This is a genomic window from Streptomyces polyrhachis (assembly GCF_042663125.1).
GTDB classification, from domain to species: Bacteria; Actinomycetota; Actinomycetes; order Streptomycetales; family Streptomycetaceae; genus Streptomyces; species Streptomyces polyrhachii.
In genome coordinates this window covers 24,088-40,445 of record NZ_JBHSZO010000013.1, presented here as the reverse complement: position 1 = coordinate 40,445, position 16,358 = coordinate 24,088, and the positions used below count along the sequence as shown (strand labels likewise).

The following is a 16,358-nucleotide window of genomic DNA, read 5'->3' as shown; positions in this document are numbered from 1 at the left end:
GCCGGGTCACATCACCTGATGGTGTGAAGGTCTGGGATTGCGTGCCCCCGCGCAGGTTGCGCCGACCATTCTGGGCGCATCGCGGCCAGCCGGCACGATCCAGCACCCAGCCGAGGAGCGATCGGTGGACAAGCACGACGGGCCCGAGGCCGGGTCCGCTCCGGCCTCGCTGGAGGATCCCTGGTACGACACCCTCTCCGCCGGTTGGGAGCAGTGGGACGACGGTACGCCGGACACGCCCGGCCACGGGGGTGCGTACGAGCCCTCGTACCAGCCCTTGTACCAGCCCTCGTACCAGCCGGTGCACGACACCGCGCGCACCGGCGGCGCGCAGCAGCCGAACGCCACCGACGAGATCTACCTGGCCGTGCAGCGCAGCCCCGAGTTCCGCGAGGTCCGCTCCCAGTACCGCCGCTTCGTCGTCCCCGGCGCCCTCGCCTTCCTCGGCTGGTACCTGGTGTACGTGGTCGCGGCGACCGCCGCCCCCGGCCTGATGGCCCACCAGGTGGCCGGCGCGGTCAATGTCGCCATGCTGGCCGGAATCGGCCAGTTCGCCACCACGTTCCTGCTGACCTGGGCCTACGCCCGCCATGCCCGGCTGCGCCGGGACCAGGCCGCGCTGGACCTGCGCTGGGACGTGACGATGCAGACGCGGGATACGAACCTGTGACTTCCGAACACCAGACCCTCGCGCTGCTGCTCTTCAGTGCGTTCGTGGTGCTGACCCTGGCCATCACCCGCTGGGCGAGCCGCAGCCGGCACGGCTCCCCGGAGGAGTTCTACGCGGGCGGCCGGCTCTTCTCCCCGTTGGAGAACGGCTTCGCCATCTCCGGCGACTACATGTCCGCCGCCTCCTTCCTCGGCATCGCCGGCCTCATCGCCCTCTACGGCTACGACGGCATGCTCTACTCCGTCGGCTTCCTCGTCGCCTGGCTCGTCGTCCTGCTGCTCGTCGCCGAACTGGTGCGCAACTGCGGCCGCTTCACCCTGGCCGACGTCGTCGCCGCCCGGCTGAAGGAGCGCCGGGTGCGGATGGTCGCGGGCGTCTCCTCGGTCACTGTCTCCGTGCTCTACCTCGTCGCGCAGATGGTCGGCGCCGGCAGCCTCGTCGCCCTGCTCCTCGGCGCCACGGGCACCGGTCAGCGCAGTTGGGCGATGGTGGGCGTCGGCGCGCTGATGGTGGTCTACGTCGTCTTCGGCGGCATGCGGGCCACCACCTGGATCCAGATCGTCAAGGCCGTGCTGCTGATGGGCGGCGCCCTCGCGCTGACCGTCATGGTGCTGATCCGCTTCCACGGAAACCTCAACGAACTCCTCAACACCGCCGCCGACCGCAGCGGCCACGGCGCGGACTTCCTCGCCCCCGGCCTGCGCTACGGCCACGACGTGGTCTCCCGGCTGGACTTCATCTCCCTGGGCCTCGCCCTGGTCCTGGGCACCGCCGGGCTGCCGCACATCCTCTCGCGCTTCTACACCGTGCCCACCGCCAAGTCGGCGCGCCGCTCGGTGGTCTGGGCGATCGGCCTGATCGGCAGCTTCTACCTCATGACGATCGTCCTGGGCTTCGGCGCCGCCGCGGTCCTGGGCTCCGCGTCCGTACGGGCGGACAGCGCCTCCGGCAACACCGCGCTGCCGAACCTCTCGCTGGCCCTCGGCGGCGGCGCCGGCTCCACCGGCGGCACGATCCTCTTCGCGATCGTCGCCGCCGTCGCCTTCGCCACGATCCTCGCCGTCGTCGCCGGCATCACCCTCGCCTCCTCCGCCTCCGTCGCCCACGACCTCTACGCCTCCCTGCGCCGCCGGCACGCCAGGCAGCGCTGGAGCGAGGTGCAGGTGGCGCGCGGCGCGGCGGTCGGCATCGGCGCGGTGTCCATCGCCCTCGCCCTCCTCGCCCGCGACCAGAACGTCGCCTTCCTCGTCGGCCTCGCCTTCGCGGTCGCCGCCTCGGCGAACCTGCCGGTGCTGCTCTACTCCCTGTTCTGGCGCCGCTTCACCGAACGCGGCGCGGTCTGGTCGGTGGTCGGCGGCCTGGCCGGGGCGCTGCTGCTGGTGGTCTTCTCGCCGGTGGTCTCCGGCGGTGCGGAGGCGGTCTTCTCCTCGGTGGACTTCCACTTCTTCCCCCTGGAGAACCCGGGCCTGGTCTCGATCCCGTTCGGCTTCCTGTGCGGCTGGCTCGGCACCGTCCTCTCCCCGCAGCCGGCGGACGCCGCCCGGCACGCGGAGACGGAGGTCCGCGCGCTGACGGGGGCGGGGGCTGTCTAGGCGCGCTGCTCAGGCGCAGGGCCGTCCCGCGTACCGTCGTCCTCCAGGCTCTCCGGCAGTACGACCGTGAACTCGGCGCCCCCCAGCGCCCCCTGGGAGACCTCGGCCGAGCCGCCCTGGCGCTCCGCCAGGCGGCGCACGAGCGGCAGGCCCAGGCCGCGTTTGCCGTGTGCGGGCAGCGGTTTGGTCGTCCAGCCGTCGGTGAAGACGAGATCGCGGCTGCCCTCGGGCACCCCGGGTCCCGAGTCCGAGACGCGCAGCACGACCGTACGGCCCCGGGGGGTGAACTCCACCTCGACGGCGCCCCGCGCGGAGCCGGCGGCCGCGTCCAGGGCGTTGTCCAGCAGATTGCCGACGATCGTCACCAGCCCGCGCGGATCGACCACCGTGTCCGGCAGCGTGCCCGCGACCCGCAGCCCCACCCCGCGCTCGGCCGCCACCGTCGCCTTGCCGACCAGCAGCGCCGCCAGCAGCGGGTCGCGGATGTGCGCGGCGACCTCCTCGGCGGTGTGCCGGTGGCCGCCCACGGTCTCGGTGACGTACTCCAGCGCCTCGTTTGCCATGCCCAGCTCCAGCAGCCCCAGGAGGGTGTGCATCCGGTTCGCGTGCTCGTGGTCCTGGGCGCGCAGCGCGTCCAGCAGGCCGTGGGTGGAGTCCAGTTCGCGGCCCAGCCGCTCCAGTTCGGTGCGGTCGCGCAGGGTCGCCACCGCGCCGCCGTCGGAGGTGGGCATCCGGTTGACGACCAGCACCCGGCCGCCGCTCACCGCGAGCAGGTCGTCGCCCGCCACCCGTCCGGCGAGCACGTCCGCCGTCCGCCCGGCGGGCAGCACCTCCGACAACGGGCGCCCGGTGTGCTCGGGCCCGAGGCCGAGCAGCCGGCACGCCTCGTCGTTCACCAGCCGCAGCCGCCCGCCGGCGTCCAGCGCCACCACGCCCTCGCGGATGGAGTGCAGCATCGCCTCCCGCTCGTCCAGCAGCGCACCGATGTCGGAGATCGCCAGATCGCGGGTGCGCCGCTGCAGCCGCCGGGACACGGCGTACGCGGCCAGCGCGCCGACGGCCAGCGCCCCGCCCGCGTAGGCGAGGATGCCGGGCACCGAGCCGATCAGCCGGTCCTGGACGCTCTCGTAGGCGATGCCGACCGAGACCGCGCCGATGATCCGCCCGCCGGGCTCGCGCAGCGGGACCTTGCCGCGGGCGGTCTGCCCCAGCGTGCCCCGGTCGATCTCCATGACCTCCCGGCCGGACAGCGCCGCACTCGGGTCGGTGGAGACCCGCTCGCCGATGCGGTCCGGGTCCGGGTGCGACCAGCGCACGCCGCGCCGGTCCATGAGGACGACGTACTCCGCTCCGGTCGCGCGGCGGATGCGCTGGGCGTCGCGCTGCACCGGATTGCCCGGGACGGGGCGCGCGGTCACCAACTGCCGTGCCATCCCGGGCTCGGCGGCGGTGGTCTGGGCGATGGCCAGGGCGCGGCGCATGGCCTGGTCGTCGAGCTGGGCGCTGAGCGGGGCGAGGAAGAGGGCGGCGGTGAGGAGCGTGACACCGGTGGTCAGCGCCAGCTGCACGGCCAGGATCTGCGAGGAGAGGCGGCGGGGGCGGCTGATCCGCGGCATCGCGGTCACGCGGCCGTCCCGGCCGGCGGTTCGGCGGTCTTCCGGGGATCGGATGTGCGCGTGCTCACACAGGTGAGACTAACTCCGCGGGCGCAGGGGTGCGGAGGGCCGGGTGCCCGGAGGCCGGCGGGCTGCGGTGCCGGTGCCGGTGCCGACAGCGTGGTGAACTTCGCGGTGCGTCGGGTGCCGTCTGCGGAGCCGCCGCTCGTGCGTGTGCTGGAATTCCGCGCGGACGTACACCCGGTGACCCTGAGCTGGAAGAACGGATGAGCCGTATGGGCAAGGACAAGGACAACGACAAGGGCAACATCGACGTCTCCGACGCCGCCTTCCTGGACACCGCCGCCCGGCGGTACGCGGCCTCGCAGGGCTGGGCGATGGAGAACGACAGCTACCCCATCCGCCCGGCGGACATGCACGGCGCGGAGGACCTGCACCGGGCGATCCACGCGGTCGGCCGGGGCAGCGAGCCGCACGACGAGATCCGCCGCCACATCATGGACCGGGCGAAGGCACTGGGCCTGTCGGCCGAGATCCCGTCGGACTGGAACACGGACGGCAGCCTGAGCGGCTGATCCGGCCGGCTCCGGCGGCTCGCACGGGACCCCCGTACGAGCCGCCGGAGCGCAGAGCGTCAGACCGGCCCCGCCACCGCTGCCACGTTCTTCTCCAGCGGGGTGCCCGAGCCGTCGCGGCGGGGGTCGGGCTCCGGGAGGGGGACCGGGGCGCCGGTGCGGCTCGCGGCACGGGCCGGGACCGGGCCCGCCCAGGCCGTCGTGAGGCGGTCCTCGCCCTTGAGGAAGCGCTGGCAGCGGACGCCGCCCGTGGCGCGGCCCTTGCGCGGGTACTGGTCGAACGGCGTCAGCTTCGCCGTCTGGATCCACGCCCCGTCCAGCGCGCCCGTCGAGCCCGCCACCGTGAACACCGCGGCCTCTGCCGCCGGGTCCACCACGTTGAACGAGATCACCTCGGCGCCCTCGGTGAGCTTGATGCCCGCCATACCGCCCGCCGCGCGGCCCTGCGGGCGCACCTGGCCCGCCTGGTAGCGCAGCAGCTGCGCGTCCGAGGTGATGAACACCAGGTCCTCCTCGCCCGTGCGCAGCTCGGCCGCGCCGACGACGCGATCGCCCTCCCTGAGCGAGATGACCTCCAACTCGTCCTTGTTGGACGGGTAGTCGGGCACCACCCGCTTGACGACCCCCTGCAGCGTGCCCAGCGCCAGGCCGGGGGAGGACTCGTCGAGCGTGGTCAGGCAGAGCGCCTGCTCGCCGTCCTCCAGCGGGAGGAACTCCGCCAGCGCACCCCCGCCGGCCAGCGTCGGCGCGCCCGTCGTTTCCGGCAGCTGCGGCAGGTCGATCACCGGCAGCCGCAGCAGCCGGCCCGTCGAGGTCACCACGCCGACCGTGCCGCGCGCCGTGGCCGGCACCGCCGAGACGATCACGTCGTGCTTGGCGCGCTTGGCCTCCTCGTCCGTCAGCGGACCGCCGTTGGCCGTACGCGCCAGCAGGCCGGTGGAGGACAGGAGCACCCGGCACGGGTCGTCCGCCACCTCCAGCGGCACCGCCCCGACGGGGGCGCCGGCCGACTCCAGCAGCACCGTGCGCCGCTCCGTGCCGTACTTCTTCGCCACCGCCGCCAGCTCGGCGGAGACCAGCTTGCGCAGCTCCGCGTCGGAGTCGAGGATCGCCGTCAGCTCCTCGATCTCCGCCGTCAGCCGGTCGCGCTCCGTCTCCAGCTCCAGCCGGTCGAACTTCGTCAGCCGGCGCAGCGGGGTGTCCAGGATGTACTGGGTCTGGATCTCCGACAGCGCGAAGCGGCCGATCAGGCCCTCCTTCGCCGCCGCCGCGTTGTCACTGCCGCGGATGATGCGGATGACCTCGTCGATGTCCAGCAGGGCGACGAGCAGCCCCTCGACCAGGTGCAGCCGGTCCGCACGCTTGGTGCGGCGGAACCCGCTGCGGCGGCGCACCACCTCGAAGCGGTGGTCGAGGTAGACCTCCAGCAGCTCCTTCAGCCCCAGCGTGAGCGGCTGGCCGTCGACCAGCGCCACGTTGTTGATGCCGAAGGTCTCCTCCATCGGCGTCAGCTTGTAGACCTGCTCCAGCACGGCCTCCGGATTGAAGCCGTTCTTGATCTCGAAGACCAGGCGCAGGCCGTGCGAGCGGTCGGTGAGGTCCTTCAGGTCCGCGATGCCCTGCAGCTTCTTCGCCGAGATCAGGTCCTTGACCTTGGCGCGCACCTTCTCCGGGCCGACGGAGAAGGGGAGTTCGGTGACGACGATGCCCTTGCGGCGCGGGGTGACGTCCTCGATCTCGGCGGTGGCGCGGATCTTGAACGTGCCCCGCCCCGCCGCGTAGGCGTCCTTGATGCCGTCCAGGCCGACGATCCGGCCCCCCGTGGGCAGGTCAGGGCCCGGTACGTACCGCATCAGCGTCTCGAGGTCCGCGCCCGGATGGCGGATCAGGTGCCGGGCGGCGGCGATGACCTCGGAGAGGTTGTGCGGGGGCATGTTCGTCGCCATGCCGACCGCGATGCCCGAGGAGCCGTTCACCAGCAGGTTCGGGAAGGACGCGGGGAGGGCGACGGGCTCGCGCTCGCTGCCGTCGTAGTTGTCGGCGAAGTCGACGGTGTCCTCGTCGATCGACTCCACCATCTGCGCGGCGGCCGGCGCCGGGCGGCACTCGGTGTAGCGCATGGCGGCCGGCGGGTCGTCGTTGCCCAGCGAGCCGAAGTTGCCGTGGCCGTCGACCAGCGGCAGCCGCATGGAGAACGGCTGGGCGAGGCGCACCAGCGCGTCGTAGATCGCGGTGTCGCCGTGCGGGTGGAGCTTTCCCATCACCTCGCCGACCACGCGCGCGCACTTGACGTACGACCGCTCGGGGCGCAGCCCCATCTCGTGCATCTGGTACAGGATGCGCCGGTGCACCGGCTTGAGGCCGTCGCGGGCGTCGGGCAGCGCGCGCGAGTAGATCACGGAGTAGGCGTACTCCAGGAAGGAGCCCTGCATCTCGTCGACGACGTCGACATCGAGGATGCGCTCCTCGAACTCCTCCGGCGGCGGGGCCTTCGTGCTGCGGCGGGCCATCTCGGCGCTGCTCCTCTTTTCGACTCTCACTGCACTGGACAGCGACTGGACGTAACGACCCGACCCCCGACTCGGCGGGCGGCCGGACCCACGACTGGACTCACGACTGACTCGTGACTGGACGGGGACTGGACGGGGACTGCACAAGCGATGCCGACCATTGTGGACCCAGCCACCGACAGAGCGGTGCGCACCCCGGCGACGGCGGAGTTATCCACAGGGCCAAGGCCGTTCGGCCCCTCGGCGCAGATCCCCGTCATACAGTGGGCCCCACGCGTTCAAGCGCGGACACGCAGCGACCGAAGGGACTCCCAGGCCCATGGGTGAAACGGCCACCTCACGCTCCGGCACCGCCGGCTCCGGCGGACTCACCGCCATCGAACACCGCCTCGACAACGGGCTCCGCGTGATCCTCTCCGAGGACCACCTCACCCCGGTCGCCGCGGTGTGCCTGTGGTACGACGTCGGATCGCGTCACGAGGTCGAGGGCCGCACGGGGCTCGCCCACCTCTTCGAGCACCTGATGTTCCAGGGCTCGGGACAGGTCTCGGGCAACGGCCACTTCGAGCTGGTCCAGGGCGCCGGCGGCTCGCTCAACGGCACCACCAGTTTCGAGCGGACCAACTACTTCGAGACCATGCCCGCGCACCAGCTGGAGCTGGCGCTGTGGCTGGAGGCCGACCGGATGGGCTCCCTGCTGGACGCCCTGGACCTGGAGAGCCTGGACAACCAGCGCGACGTGGTGAAGAACGAGCGCCGCCAGCGCTACGACAACGTGCCCTACGGCACCGCGTTCGAGAAGCTCACCGCGATGGCCTACCCCGACGGCCACCCCTACCACCACACGCCGATCGGCTCGATGGCGGACCTGGACGCGGCCTCGCTGGAGGACGCCCGCGCCTTCTTCCGCACGTACTACGCGCCGAACAATGCCGTGCTCGCGATCGTCGGCGACATCGACCCGGAGCAGACGCTCGCCTGGGTGGAGAAGTACTTCGGCTCGATCCCCGCCCACGACGGCAAGCGGCCGCCGCGCGACGGCTCGCTGCCGGAGGTGATGGGCGGCGAGGAGCGCGTGGTGGTCGAGGAGGAGGTGCCCTCGCGGGCACTGATGGCCGCCTACCGACTCCCCGAGGACGGCACCCGCGAGGCCGACGCCGCCGACCTGGCCCTGACGGTCCTCGGCGGCGGCGAGTCCTCGCGGCTCTACAACCGCCTGGTGCGCCGCGACCGCAGCGCCGTGGCCGCCGGCTTCGGGATGCTGCGCCTGGCCGGGGCGCCCTCGCTGGGCTGGCTGGACGTCAAGACCTCCGCCGGCGTCGAGGTGCCGCAGATCGAGGCCGCCGTCGACGAGGAGCTGGCCCGCTTCGCCCAGGAGGGCCCCACCCCCGAGGAGATGGAGCGCGCCCAGGCCCAGGTGGAGCGCGAGTGGCTGGACCGGCTGGCGACCGTCGCGGGCCGGGCGGACGAACTGTGCCGCTACGCCGTCCTCTTCGACGACCCGCAGCTCGCCCTCAGCGCCGTCGACCGGCTGCTGACCGTCACACCCGAGGAGGTGCGGGCCGTGGCGAAGGCGCGACTGCGCCCCGACAACCGGGCCGTGCTGGTCTACGAGCCGACGGCCGCGACCGCGCCGGATGTAGAGCAGACCGACGTCGAGGACCTCGCGCAGGAAGAAGAGGCTGCCCAGTGAGCACGAGTCAGATGACCTTCCACCCCCAGCCGCAGGCCGGCGAGGCCACGCCCTGGGCGTTCCCCGCGCCCGAGCGCTCCACCCTGCCCAACGGACTGACGCTGCTGACCTGCGACCGCCCCGGCCAGCAGATCGTCGCCGTCGAGGTGTACGTGCCGGCGCCGCTGGCCGCGGAGCCCGAGGGCCTGGACGGCGTGGCCACCCTCATGGCCCGAGCCCTGTCGGAGGGCACCGACAAGCTGAGCGCGGAGGAGTTCGCCGCCGAGCTGGAGCGCTGCGGCGCCACGCTCGACGCGCACGCCGACCACCCCGGCATCCGCGTCTCCCTGGAGGTGCCCGCCTCCCGGCTGCCCAAGGCGCTCGGCCTGCTCGCCGACGCCCTGCGCGCCCCCGCCTTCCCCGAGGCGGAGATCGAGCGGCTGGTGGCCAACCGCCTCGACGAGATCCCGCACGAGCTGGCCAACCCGGCCCGCCGGGCCGCCATGGCGCTGAGCGCCTCGCTCTTCCCCGCCGAGGCCCGGATGTCGCGCCCCCGGCAGGGCACCCAGGAGACGGTCGAGCGGATCGACGCCGCCGCCGTGCGCGCCTTCTACGACAGGCACATCCGCCCGGCGACCGCGACGGCCGTCGTCGTCGGCGACCTGACGGACGTCGACCTGCCCGCCGCGCTGGCGGACACCCTCGGCGCCTGGAGCGGGGGCACCGCGGAGCCGGCCGCCGCCCCGCCCGTCGTGGCGGACGACACCGGCCGCGTGATCATCGTCGACCGGCCCGGAGCGGTCCAGACGCAGGTGCTCATCGGCCGGATCGGTCCCGACCGCCACGACCGCGTCTGGCCGGCGCAGGTGCTCGGCGTGTACTGCCTCGGCGGCACGCTGACCTCCCGGCTCGACCGCGTGCTGCGCGAGGAGAAGGGCTACACCTACGGGATGCGGGCCTTCGGCCAGATCATCCGCTCCGGCGAGGACGGCACCGGCGCCTCGATGCTCGCCATCAGCGGTTCGGTCGCCACCGAGGTCACCGGCCCGGCACTGGAGGAGACCTGGAAGGTGCTGCGCACCCTGGCCGCCGAGGGCCTGACGGACGCCGAGCGGGACGTGGCCGTGCAGAACCTGGTGGGGGTGGCCCCGCTGAAGTACGAGACGGCGGCGGCCGTCGCCGACACCCTCGCCGAGCAGGTCGAGCAGGAGCTGCCGGACGACTGGCAGGCGAAGCAGTACGAGCGCCTCACCGAGACCGGCACGGTGGAGGCCACCGCGGCCGCGATCGCCGCCTTCCCCGTGGACCGGCTGGTGACGGTGCTGGTCGGCGACGCCGCCCAGATCGAGGAGCCGGTGCGCGCCCTGGGCCTCGGTGAGGTGACGGTCGTCAAGGGTTGACACACCGCGCCCGGGCCACGCACCCGGCCCACGCGCAGGGGCCGCTCCCGCCACCCTCCGGTGCGGGAGCGGCCCCTGCGCGTCACCGCGGGGCGCGGGCTGTCTCAGCTCGCCTCGTTCATCCTGCCTGCCTGCCTCGCGCCCCGGACGTCTTCTCCCTTACCGGACAGCCTTTTTCCCGTCGCCCACCACTCACCGATGATCCCTTGGGCTGTTTCCGGCCAGTGCTGATTTGTTTCCTGCCGGAATTCAGCGCGCGCTGCCATAATCGGTCCCGCGGGGATTTCCCGGCATGCGGCCGGCGGACGGCCGCACGTTGCATACACACGGTGCCGCGGCAGCGGAAGCGCGGCGTGGGACGGGAGGGCGGCTCGGTGGGGACCGGCTCCGCGCGCGGCGTGTGCACGGCGATCAGGGACGACATCGTCTCGGGGTTCTTCCCGCCCGGCGCCCGGCTGACGGAGGAGCAGCTGGCGCGCCGCTACGGCGTCTCCCGCGTGCCCGTACGGGAGGCGCTGCGCACCCTGGAGTCGGAGGGCTTCGTCACCACCCGCCGCCATGTCGGGGCCTGCGTCGCCGAGCCGACCGCGCAGGACGCGGCCGATCTACTGGACATCCGCGCCCTGTTGGAGCCGCTGGGCGCCGCGCGGGCCGCCCAGCGCCGCACCCCGGCGCACGTGAAGGTGCTGCGCGGACTGGTGCGCCTGGGCCGGGAGCGGGCGCGGCGCGGGGAGCTGTCCGAACTGGCCGCGCTGGACGCCTGGTTCCACGAGACGCTCGCCCAGGCCACGGCCAGCCCGGGTCTGGTTGCCCCGCTGGTGCAGCTGCGCCGCAAGATCGCCTGGATGTACGCGCCGGCGGAGCACCACCGCGCGGTGGACTCCTGGGACGAGCACGGCGCGATCGTGGACGCGGTGGCGCGCGGGGACGCGGAGCGGGCGCGGGCGCTCACCGGGGCGCATGTGGAGCGGGCGGCGGCGGCGTACCGGCTGCGGCGGAATCCGGCCGTGAATTATCGGAAACATCCCGTAAACACAACCAGCGGCGATACGTAACGCGACTCCGCTACGAGCCCGGAGAATTCGCGCGCACGACGCGCACGATGCGCAAGTCGCGCAAGAAAAGCGGAGCCGCGCGGGACCGGCGGTGAAAACCGGCTCCGTACGGCCCCGCGATTTCCGTGCGACGGCCGACCGCGCCCCGCGCCGCCCCCGCGGGCGGCGCGCGACCGCTCAGACCGTCTCCGGCAGCTCCTCCAGTCCGTCCGCGACCAGCTTCGCCAGCCGGTCCAGGGCCGCCTCGGCCCCGTGGTCCTCGGTAGCCAGGATGATCTCCTCGCCGCCCCTCGCGCCGAGGCCCAGAACGGCGAGCATCGACGCGGCGTTGACGGCGTTGCCGCCGGCCTTGGCGATGGTCACGGGAACCCCGGCGGCCGTGGCCGCGCGGACGAAGATCGAGGCGGGGCGGGCGTGCAGTCCCTCGGCCCAGCCGACGGTGACGCGGCGCTCAACCATGGTGATGCCCCTTCGGGTCGTAACGGGTTGTCTAGACCATTCTCGCATGGTGCGACCCGCGCCCGGAGCCTCGCATTCCGGATGTGCCGCCGCGCGCGTCCTCCCCAGAGTGCCCCTCCGGCCCGCACCGCGCGAGCCTTCGGAGCCGTACGCTTGCCCCATGGGCGAGAGCTACCCCGCGCACTGGGAGGCGGACGTCGTACTGCGCGACGGCGGTACGGCGCGGATCCGCCCCATCGTCGAGGACGACGCCGAGCGGCTGGTGTCCTTCTTCGCCCGGGTCTCCGACGAGTCGAAGTACTACCGCTTCTTCGCCCCGCACCCCCGCCTCTCCGCCCGCGACGTGCGCCTCTTCACCCACCACGACTGGACCGACCGCGTCGGCCTGTGCGCCACCCTGGGCGAGGAGTTCATCGCCACCGTCCGCTACGACCGCATCGGCCCCGACGAGGCGGAGGTCGCCTTCCTGGTCCAGGACGAGGACCAGGGCCGCGGCGTCGCCGCCACGCTGCTGGAGCACATCGCCGCCTGCGCCCGCGAGCGCGGCATCCGGCGCTTCGTGGCCGAGGTGCTGCCCGCCAACACCAGGATGGCCAAGGTCTTCACCGACGCCGGCTACACCCAGAAGCGGACCTTCGAGGACGGCGTCCTGCGCCTGGAGCTCGACCTGGAGCCCACCGAGCGCTCCCTGGCGGTGATGCGCGCCCGCGAGCTGCGCGCCGAGGCCCGCTCCGTGCAGCGCCTGCTGAACCCCCGCTCCGTCGCGGTGATCGGCACCGGGCGCGGACCCGGCGGCGTCGGCCGCACCGTGCTGCGGCGCATCCTCGACGGCGGCTTCCCCGGCGAGGTCCACGCCGTCAACTCCGCCTTCACCCAGGGCACTCTGGAGCCCGAGGGGGTACGGGCCCACCGCGCCGTCGCCGACATCGAGGGCCCCGTGGATCTCGCCGTCGTCGCCGTCCCGGCCGCCGCCGTCCCCGGCGTGGTCGCCGACTGCGGCGAGCACGGCGTCCAGGGCCTGGTCGTGCTCTCCGCCGGTTTCGCCGACGCGGGCCCCGAGGGGCGGGGACGCCAGCGCGACCTCGTGCGCCAGGCCCGCACGTACGGCATGCGCATCATCGGCCCCAACGCCTTCGGCCTGCTCAACACCGCCCCCCGCACCCGCCTCAACGCCTCCCTCGCCCCGTACCTCCCGGCCCCCGGACGGCTCGGCCTCTTCACCCAGTCCGGCGCCATCGGCATCGCCGCGCTCACCGAGCTGGCCGGCCGCCCCGGCCTGGGCGTCTCCTCCTTCGTCTCCGCCGGCAACCGCGCGGACGTCTCCGGCAACGACTTCCTGCAGTACTGGTACGAGGACGAGGGCACGGACGTGGCCCTGATGTACCTCGAATCCCTCGGCAACCCCCGCAAGTTCGCCCGCCTCGCCCGCCGCACCGCCCTGCGCAAACCGGTCGTCGTGGTCAAGGGCGCCCGCCACACGGCCAGCGCCCCGCCCGGCCACCGCGTCGCCCCCGCCGCCATCGAGGACGAGACGGTCTCCGCGCTGCTGCGCCAGGCCGGGGTGATCCGCGTGGACACCGTCACGGAGCTGGTCGACGCCGGCGTGCTGCTCGGCGCCCAGCCGCTGCCGGCCGGCCCGCGGGTGGCCATCCTGGGCAACTCCGAGTCGCTGGGCCTGCTCACCTACGACGCCTGCCTCAGCCAGGGCCTGCGCCCGCTGCCGCCGCTCGACCTCACCACCGCCGCCCGCCCGGCCGACTTCCGGGCCGCGCTGGCGGCGGCCCTCGCCGACGCGGAGTGCGACGCCGCGGTGGTCACCGCCATCCCCTCCGTACGGGACCCCGAGCCCGCGGCCGGGGAGTCCCGCAGCGCCACCCGCACCGAGGCCCGCGCGCTGGCCGAGGCGCTGCACGCGGCGACGGCGGCGGGCGGGGGCGCCCCCAAGCCCGTCATGGTGGTGCACCTGGCGATGGACACCCTGGCCGAGGAGCTGGCCGCCGGCCCCGTGATCCCCGCCGTCACCGCCGGCCACCGCGCCGCCCGCGCGCTGGCCGAGGCGGTCCGCTACGCCGCCTGGCGCCGCGAGGCCGCCGCACCGGGCCACGAGCCGGCCCAGTTCGAGGACCTCGACCAGGACGGCGCCGGCGCCGACATCACGGCGCTGCTGGCGGCCCACGAAGCCCCCGCCGCCCCTGACACTCCCGACGCCTCCGACCCGGCCCCCGCCCCCCTCCCGCTCCCCGCCACCGACACCGCCCGCCTGCTGGCCCGTTACGGCATCGACGTCTGCCCCGCCCTCCCCGCCCCCACCCCCGACGGGGCCGCCCGCGCCGCCGCCGCGCTCGGCTACCCCGTCGCCCTCAAGGCCACCGCCCCCCACCTGCGCCACCGCCCCGACCTCGGCGGCGTCCGCCTGGACCTGGCCGACGAGGACGACCTGCGCCGCGCCCACGCCGAACTGACCGCCACCCTCGGCGGCAGCGGGGAGCCGGCCCTCGTCGTCCAGCCGATGGTCGCGCGCGGCGTGGACACCGTCGTACGGGCCGCGGTCGACCCCCGCGTCGGCGCAGTCCTCTCCTTCGGCGTCGCCGGCGCCCCCTGCGAGCTGCTCGGGGACGTCGCCCACCGCCTCCTCCCGGCCGGCCCGCGCGACATCGCCGAGCAGGTCCGCTCCCTGCGCGCCGCCCCGCTGCTCTTCGGCTGGCGCGGCGCCGCCCCCGTGGACACCGCCGCCCTGGAGGAGCTGCTGCTGCGCCTGGCGCGGCTGGTGGACGACCATCCGGAGGTCGTGGCCGTGGAGTTGTCCCCGGTGGTCGTCGCCGCCACGGGCGTGCGCGTCCTGTCCGCCGCCGCGACCCTGGCGCCGCCCCCTGCGCGTACGGACCTGGGGCCGCGGACCCTCCCCTCGTACTGACCCCTCCGCCGCAGCGGCCCCCGAGGACCGGGCGTCTCTCCCCGCGGGCACGATCGGGTCCCCCGAAACCCCTTATGCTGAGCCCATGGCAAAGACCGGTACTCCGACCCACGGCCTGCGTGAGGCGATCGAGCGCAGCGGCTACTACCCGGCCCTGGTGGCCGAGGCGGTCGAGACCGCCCTGGGCGGCGAGCCGGTCGCCGACTACCTGGTCCACCAGGAGACGACCTTCGACTCCAACGAGGTCCGCCGCCACGTCACGGTCCTGGTGCTCACCAAGAACCGCTTCATCGTCAGCCACACCGACGAGCAGGCCGCCGACGGCACCAGCCCCACGCCCTACGCCACCACCTCCACGGAGAGCGTGAAGCTCTCCCGCATCTCCTCGGTGGTCCTCAGCCGCGTCGTCGCCCACCCCGAGTCCTACACGCCCGGCACGCTGCCGCGCGAGGTCGTCCTCACCGTCGGCTGGGGCGCCGTCAGCCGCCTGGACCTGGAGCCGGCCAGCTGCGGCGACCCCAACTGCGAGGCGGACCACGGCTACACGGGCTCCTCCACCGCCGACGACCTCAGCCTGCGGGTGAGCGAGGCGGGCGACGGGCCGGAGACGGTACGCCAGGCGCTGGCCTTCGCGCAGTCCCTCTCCGAGGCGACCTCCGCCGACGCCCCCACCGCCTGAGGCGCGCCTCCGTGACGAACGCCGCCCCCAGCGGCGCCTGGCCCGTCCCCCTGGACCCGGCCGACGCGCCCGTGCCCCGCTACGGCGAGGCCAGCCTCGCCGACCTCATGCCCACCCTCGCCGCCGGCCTCGGCGTCCCGGACCTGGCGGCGACCCTGCCGCTGGAGCCCGTCGACCGGGCCTGCGTCTTCCTCATCGACGGCCTCGGCTGGGAGCAGCTGCGCGAGCACCCCGACGAGGCGCCCTTCCTCAACGCCCATGCCGCGGCCGGGAGTCCGGGCCCCCTCACCGCCGGCTTCCCCTCCACCACGGCCACCTCACTGGCCTCCGTCGGCACCGGACTGCCCCCCGGCGCGCACGGACTGCCGGGCTACGCGGTACGCAACCCCGCCACCGGCGCCCTGATGAACCAGCTGCGCTGGCAGCCGCACACCGACCCGCACCTCTGGCAGCCCCACCCCACCGTCTTCCGACTCGCCGCCGCCGCGGGCGTGCACACCTGCCAGGTCTCCGCCCCGGACTTCGCCCACACCCCGCTGACGAAGATCGCGCTCAGCGGCGGCACCTTCCACGGCCGCCTCTCCGGCGAGGACCGCATGGACCTCGCCGCGCGCCAACTCGGCGCCGCCGACCGCGCGCTGGTCTACACGTACTACAGCGAGGTCGACGGCAAGGGCCACCGCTTCGGCGTCGACTCCGACGCCTGGCGCGGGCAGTTGATGTACGCCGACCGCCTCGCCCAGCGCCTCGCCGAGCAACTCCCGCCCCGATCCGCCCTGTACGTCACCGCCGACCACGGCATGACCGACATCCCCTTCACCCCCGAGGCCCGCTTCGACTTCGACGAGGACTGGGAGCTGAGCGCCGGCGTCGCCCTGCTCGGCGGCGAGGGCCGCGCCCGCCACGTCTACGCCGTCCCCGGCGCCGCGAGCGACGTCCTCGCCGTCTGGCGCGACGTCCTGGGCGAGCAGGCGTGGGTGGCGAGCCGGGACGAGGCGATCGACCTGGGCTGGTTCGGCCCCGTGGAGCAGCGGGTCTACGAGCGCCTGGGCGACGTGATCGTCGCCGCGGCGGACGACATCGCGATCGTCGCCACGCGCACGGAGCCCAAGGAGTCGATGCTGGCCGGCATGCACGGCACCCTGACCCCCCGCGAACAACTCGTCCCGCTGATCGAAGTACGCTCCTAGGTCTGTCCGGCGCCCCCCGATCACCC

Annotated in this window: 12 protein-coding genes; 9 read left to right on the top strand and 3 right to left on the bottom strand. The window is 74.1% G+C overall.

All coding sequences use genetic code 11. The features are described 5' to 3' along the window. The first annotated feature begins 124 nt into the window (after positions 1-124). Both ACFQLX_RS10505 and ACFQLX_RS10500 read left to right on the top strand, forming a co-directional pair. Positions 125-670: a DUF485 domain-containing protein gene (locus ACFQLX_RS10505; protein WP_386413980.1), complete on the top strand. Its 546-nt coding sequence runs from the start codon at positions 125-127 to the stop codon at positions 668-670. Further along, positions 667-2,262 (top strand): solute symporter family protein, encoded by a 1,596-nt coding sequence (locus ACFQLX_RS10500; RefSeq protein WP_386413978.1) that lies wholly within the window; start codon positions 667-669, stop codon positions 2,260-2,262. The genes ACFQLX_RS10505 and ACFQLX_RS10500 overlap by 4 nt, the downstream gene beginning before the upstream one ends. On the opposite strand, the gene ACFQLX_RS10495 is transcribed toward ACFQLX_RS10500, so the two are convergent. After that, complete coding sequence (locus tag ACFQLX_RS10495; RefSeq protein WP_386414067.1) at positions 2,259-3,878, bottom strand: sensor histidine kinase; 1,620 nt, start codon at positions 3,876-3,878, stop codon at positions 2,259-2,261. The genes ACFQLX_RS10500 and ACFQLX_RS10495 overlap by 4 nt on opposite strands. A 275-nt stretch (positions 3,879-4,153) precedes the next feature. Between ACFQLX_RS10495 and ACFQLX_RS10490 the strand changes: the two genes are divergently transcribed. Next, entirely contained in the window at positions 4,154-4,453 is a 300-nt protein-coding gene (locus ACFQLX_RS10490; protein WP_386413976.1) for a hypothetical protein, read from the top strand. Positions 4,454-4,512: 59 nt separating this feature from the next. Here ACFQLX_RS10490 and ACFQLX_RS10485 read toward each other — a convergent pair whose 3' ends face one another. Beyond that, positions 4,513-6,963 carry a DNA gyrase/topoisomerase IV subunit A gene (locus ACFQLX_RS10485; RefSeq protein WP_386413975.1) on the bottom strand — a complete coding sequence of 817 codons (2,451 nt, stop codon included), beginning with the start codon at positions 6,961-6,963 and terminating at the stop codon, positions 4,513-4,515. A gap of 319 nt (positions 6,964-7,282) precedes the next feature. On the opposite strand from ACFQLX_RS10485, the gene ACFQLX_RS10480 reads away from it, so the two are divergent. From ACFQLX_RS10480 to ACFQLX_RS10470, 3 genes are all read left to right on the top strand, one after another. Next, the gene (locus ACFQLX_RS10480; protein ID WP_386413974.1) at positions 7,283-8,656 is read left to right on the top strand and encodes a M16 family metallopeptidase; all 1,374 of its coding nucleotides are present in this window, start codon (positions 7,283-7,285) and stop codon (positions 8,654-8,656) included. Positions 8,657-8,667: 11 nt separating this feature from the next. Further along, positions 8,668-10,035 carry a M16 family metallopeptidase gene (locus ACFQLX_RS10475; protein WP_386414065.1) on the top strand — a complete coding sequence of 456 codons (1,368 nt, stop codon included), beginning with the start codon at positions 8,668-8,670 and terminating at the stop codon, positions 10,033-10,035. A gap of 374 nt (positions 10,036-10,409) precedes the next feature. Then, complete coding sequence (locus ACFQLX_RS10470; protein ID WP_386414063.1) at positions 10,410-11,090, top strand: GntR family transcriptional regulator; 681 nt, start codon at positions 10,410-10,412, stop codon at positions 11,088-11,090. Between the two features lie 177 nt (positions 11,091-11,267). Here ACFQLX_RS10470 and ACFQLX_RS10465 read toward each other — a convergent pair whose 3' ends face one another. Further along, the gene (locus tag ACFQLX_RS10465; protein WP_386413973.1) at positions 11,268-11,549 is read right to left on the bottom strand and encodes an HPr family phosphocarrier protein; all 282 of its coding nucleotides are present in this window, start codon (positions 11,547-11,549) and stop codon (positions 11,268-11,270) included. Between the two features lie 160 nt (positions 11,550-11,709). On the opposite strand from ACFQLX_RS10465, the gene ACFQLX_RS10460 reads away from it, so the two are divergent. From ACFQLX_RS10460 to ACFQLX_RS10450, 3 genes are all read left to right on the top strand, one after another. Continuing rightward, positions 11,710-14,463 (top strand): bifunctional acetate--CoA ligase family protein/GNAT family N-acetyltransferase, encoded by a 2,754-nt coding sequence (locus tag ACFQLX_RS10460; RefSeq protein WP_386413971.1) that lies wholly within the window; start codon positions 11,710-11,712, stop codon positions 14,461-14,463. Positions 14,464-14,548: 85 nt separating this feature from the next. Beyond that, positions 14,549-15,142 carry a DUF5998 family protein gene (locus ACFQLX_RS10455; RefSeq protein ID WP_386413970.1) on the top strand — a complete coding sequence of 198 codons (594 nt, stop codon included), beginning with the start codon at positions 14,549-14,551 and terminating at the stop codon, positions 15,140-15,142. Between the two features lie 11 nt (positions 15,143-15,153). Continuing rightward, positions 15,154-16,332, top strand: coding sequence for an alkaline phosphatase family protein (locus ACFQLX_RS10450; protein WP_386413968.1), 1,179 nt, complete (start codon positions 15,154-15,156; stop codon positions 16,330-16,332). Positions 16,333-16,358: the final 26 nt, after the last annotated feature.

Bases quoted from the DNA above. Each gene is read 5' to 3' on its own strand.
- ACFQLX_RS10495 (WP_386414067.1), bottom strand. From the start codon at position 3,878: ATGCCGCGGATCAGCCGCCCCCGCCGCCTCTCCTCGCAGATCCTGGCC.
- ACFQLX_RS10490 (WP_386413976.1), top strand. From the start codon at position 4,154: ATGGGCAAGGACAAGGACAACGACAAGGGCAACATCGACGTCTCCGAC.
- ACFQLX_RS10485 (WP_386413975.1), bottom strand. From the start codon at position 6,963: ATGGCCCGCCGCAGCACGAAGGCCCCGCCGCCGGAGGAGTTCGAGGAG.
- ACFQLX_RS10480 (WP_386413974.1), top strand. From the start codon at position 7,283: ATGGGTGAAACGGCCACCTCACGCTCCGGCACCGCCGGCTCCGGCGGA.
- ACFQLX_RS10475 (WP_386414065.1), top strand. From the start codon at position 8,668: ATGACCTTCCACCCCCAGCCGCAGGCCGGCGAGGCCACGCCCTGGGCG.
- ACFQLX_RS10465 (WP_386413973.1), bottom strand. From the start codon at position 11,549: ATGGTTGAGCGCCGCGTCACCGTCGGCTGGGCCGAGGGACTGCACGCC.
- ACFQLX_RS10460 (WP_386413971.1), top strand. From the start codon at position 11,710: ATGGGCGAGAGCTACCCCGCGCACTGGGAGGCGGACGTCGTACTGCGC.
- ACFQLX_RS10455 (WP_386413970.1), top strand. From the start codon at position 14,549: ATGGCAAAGACCGGTACTCCGACCCACGGCCTGCGTGAGGCGATCGAG.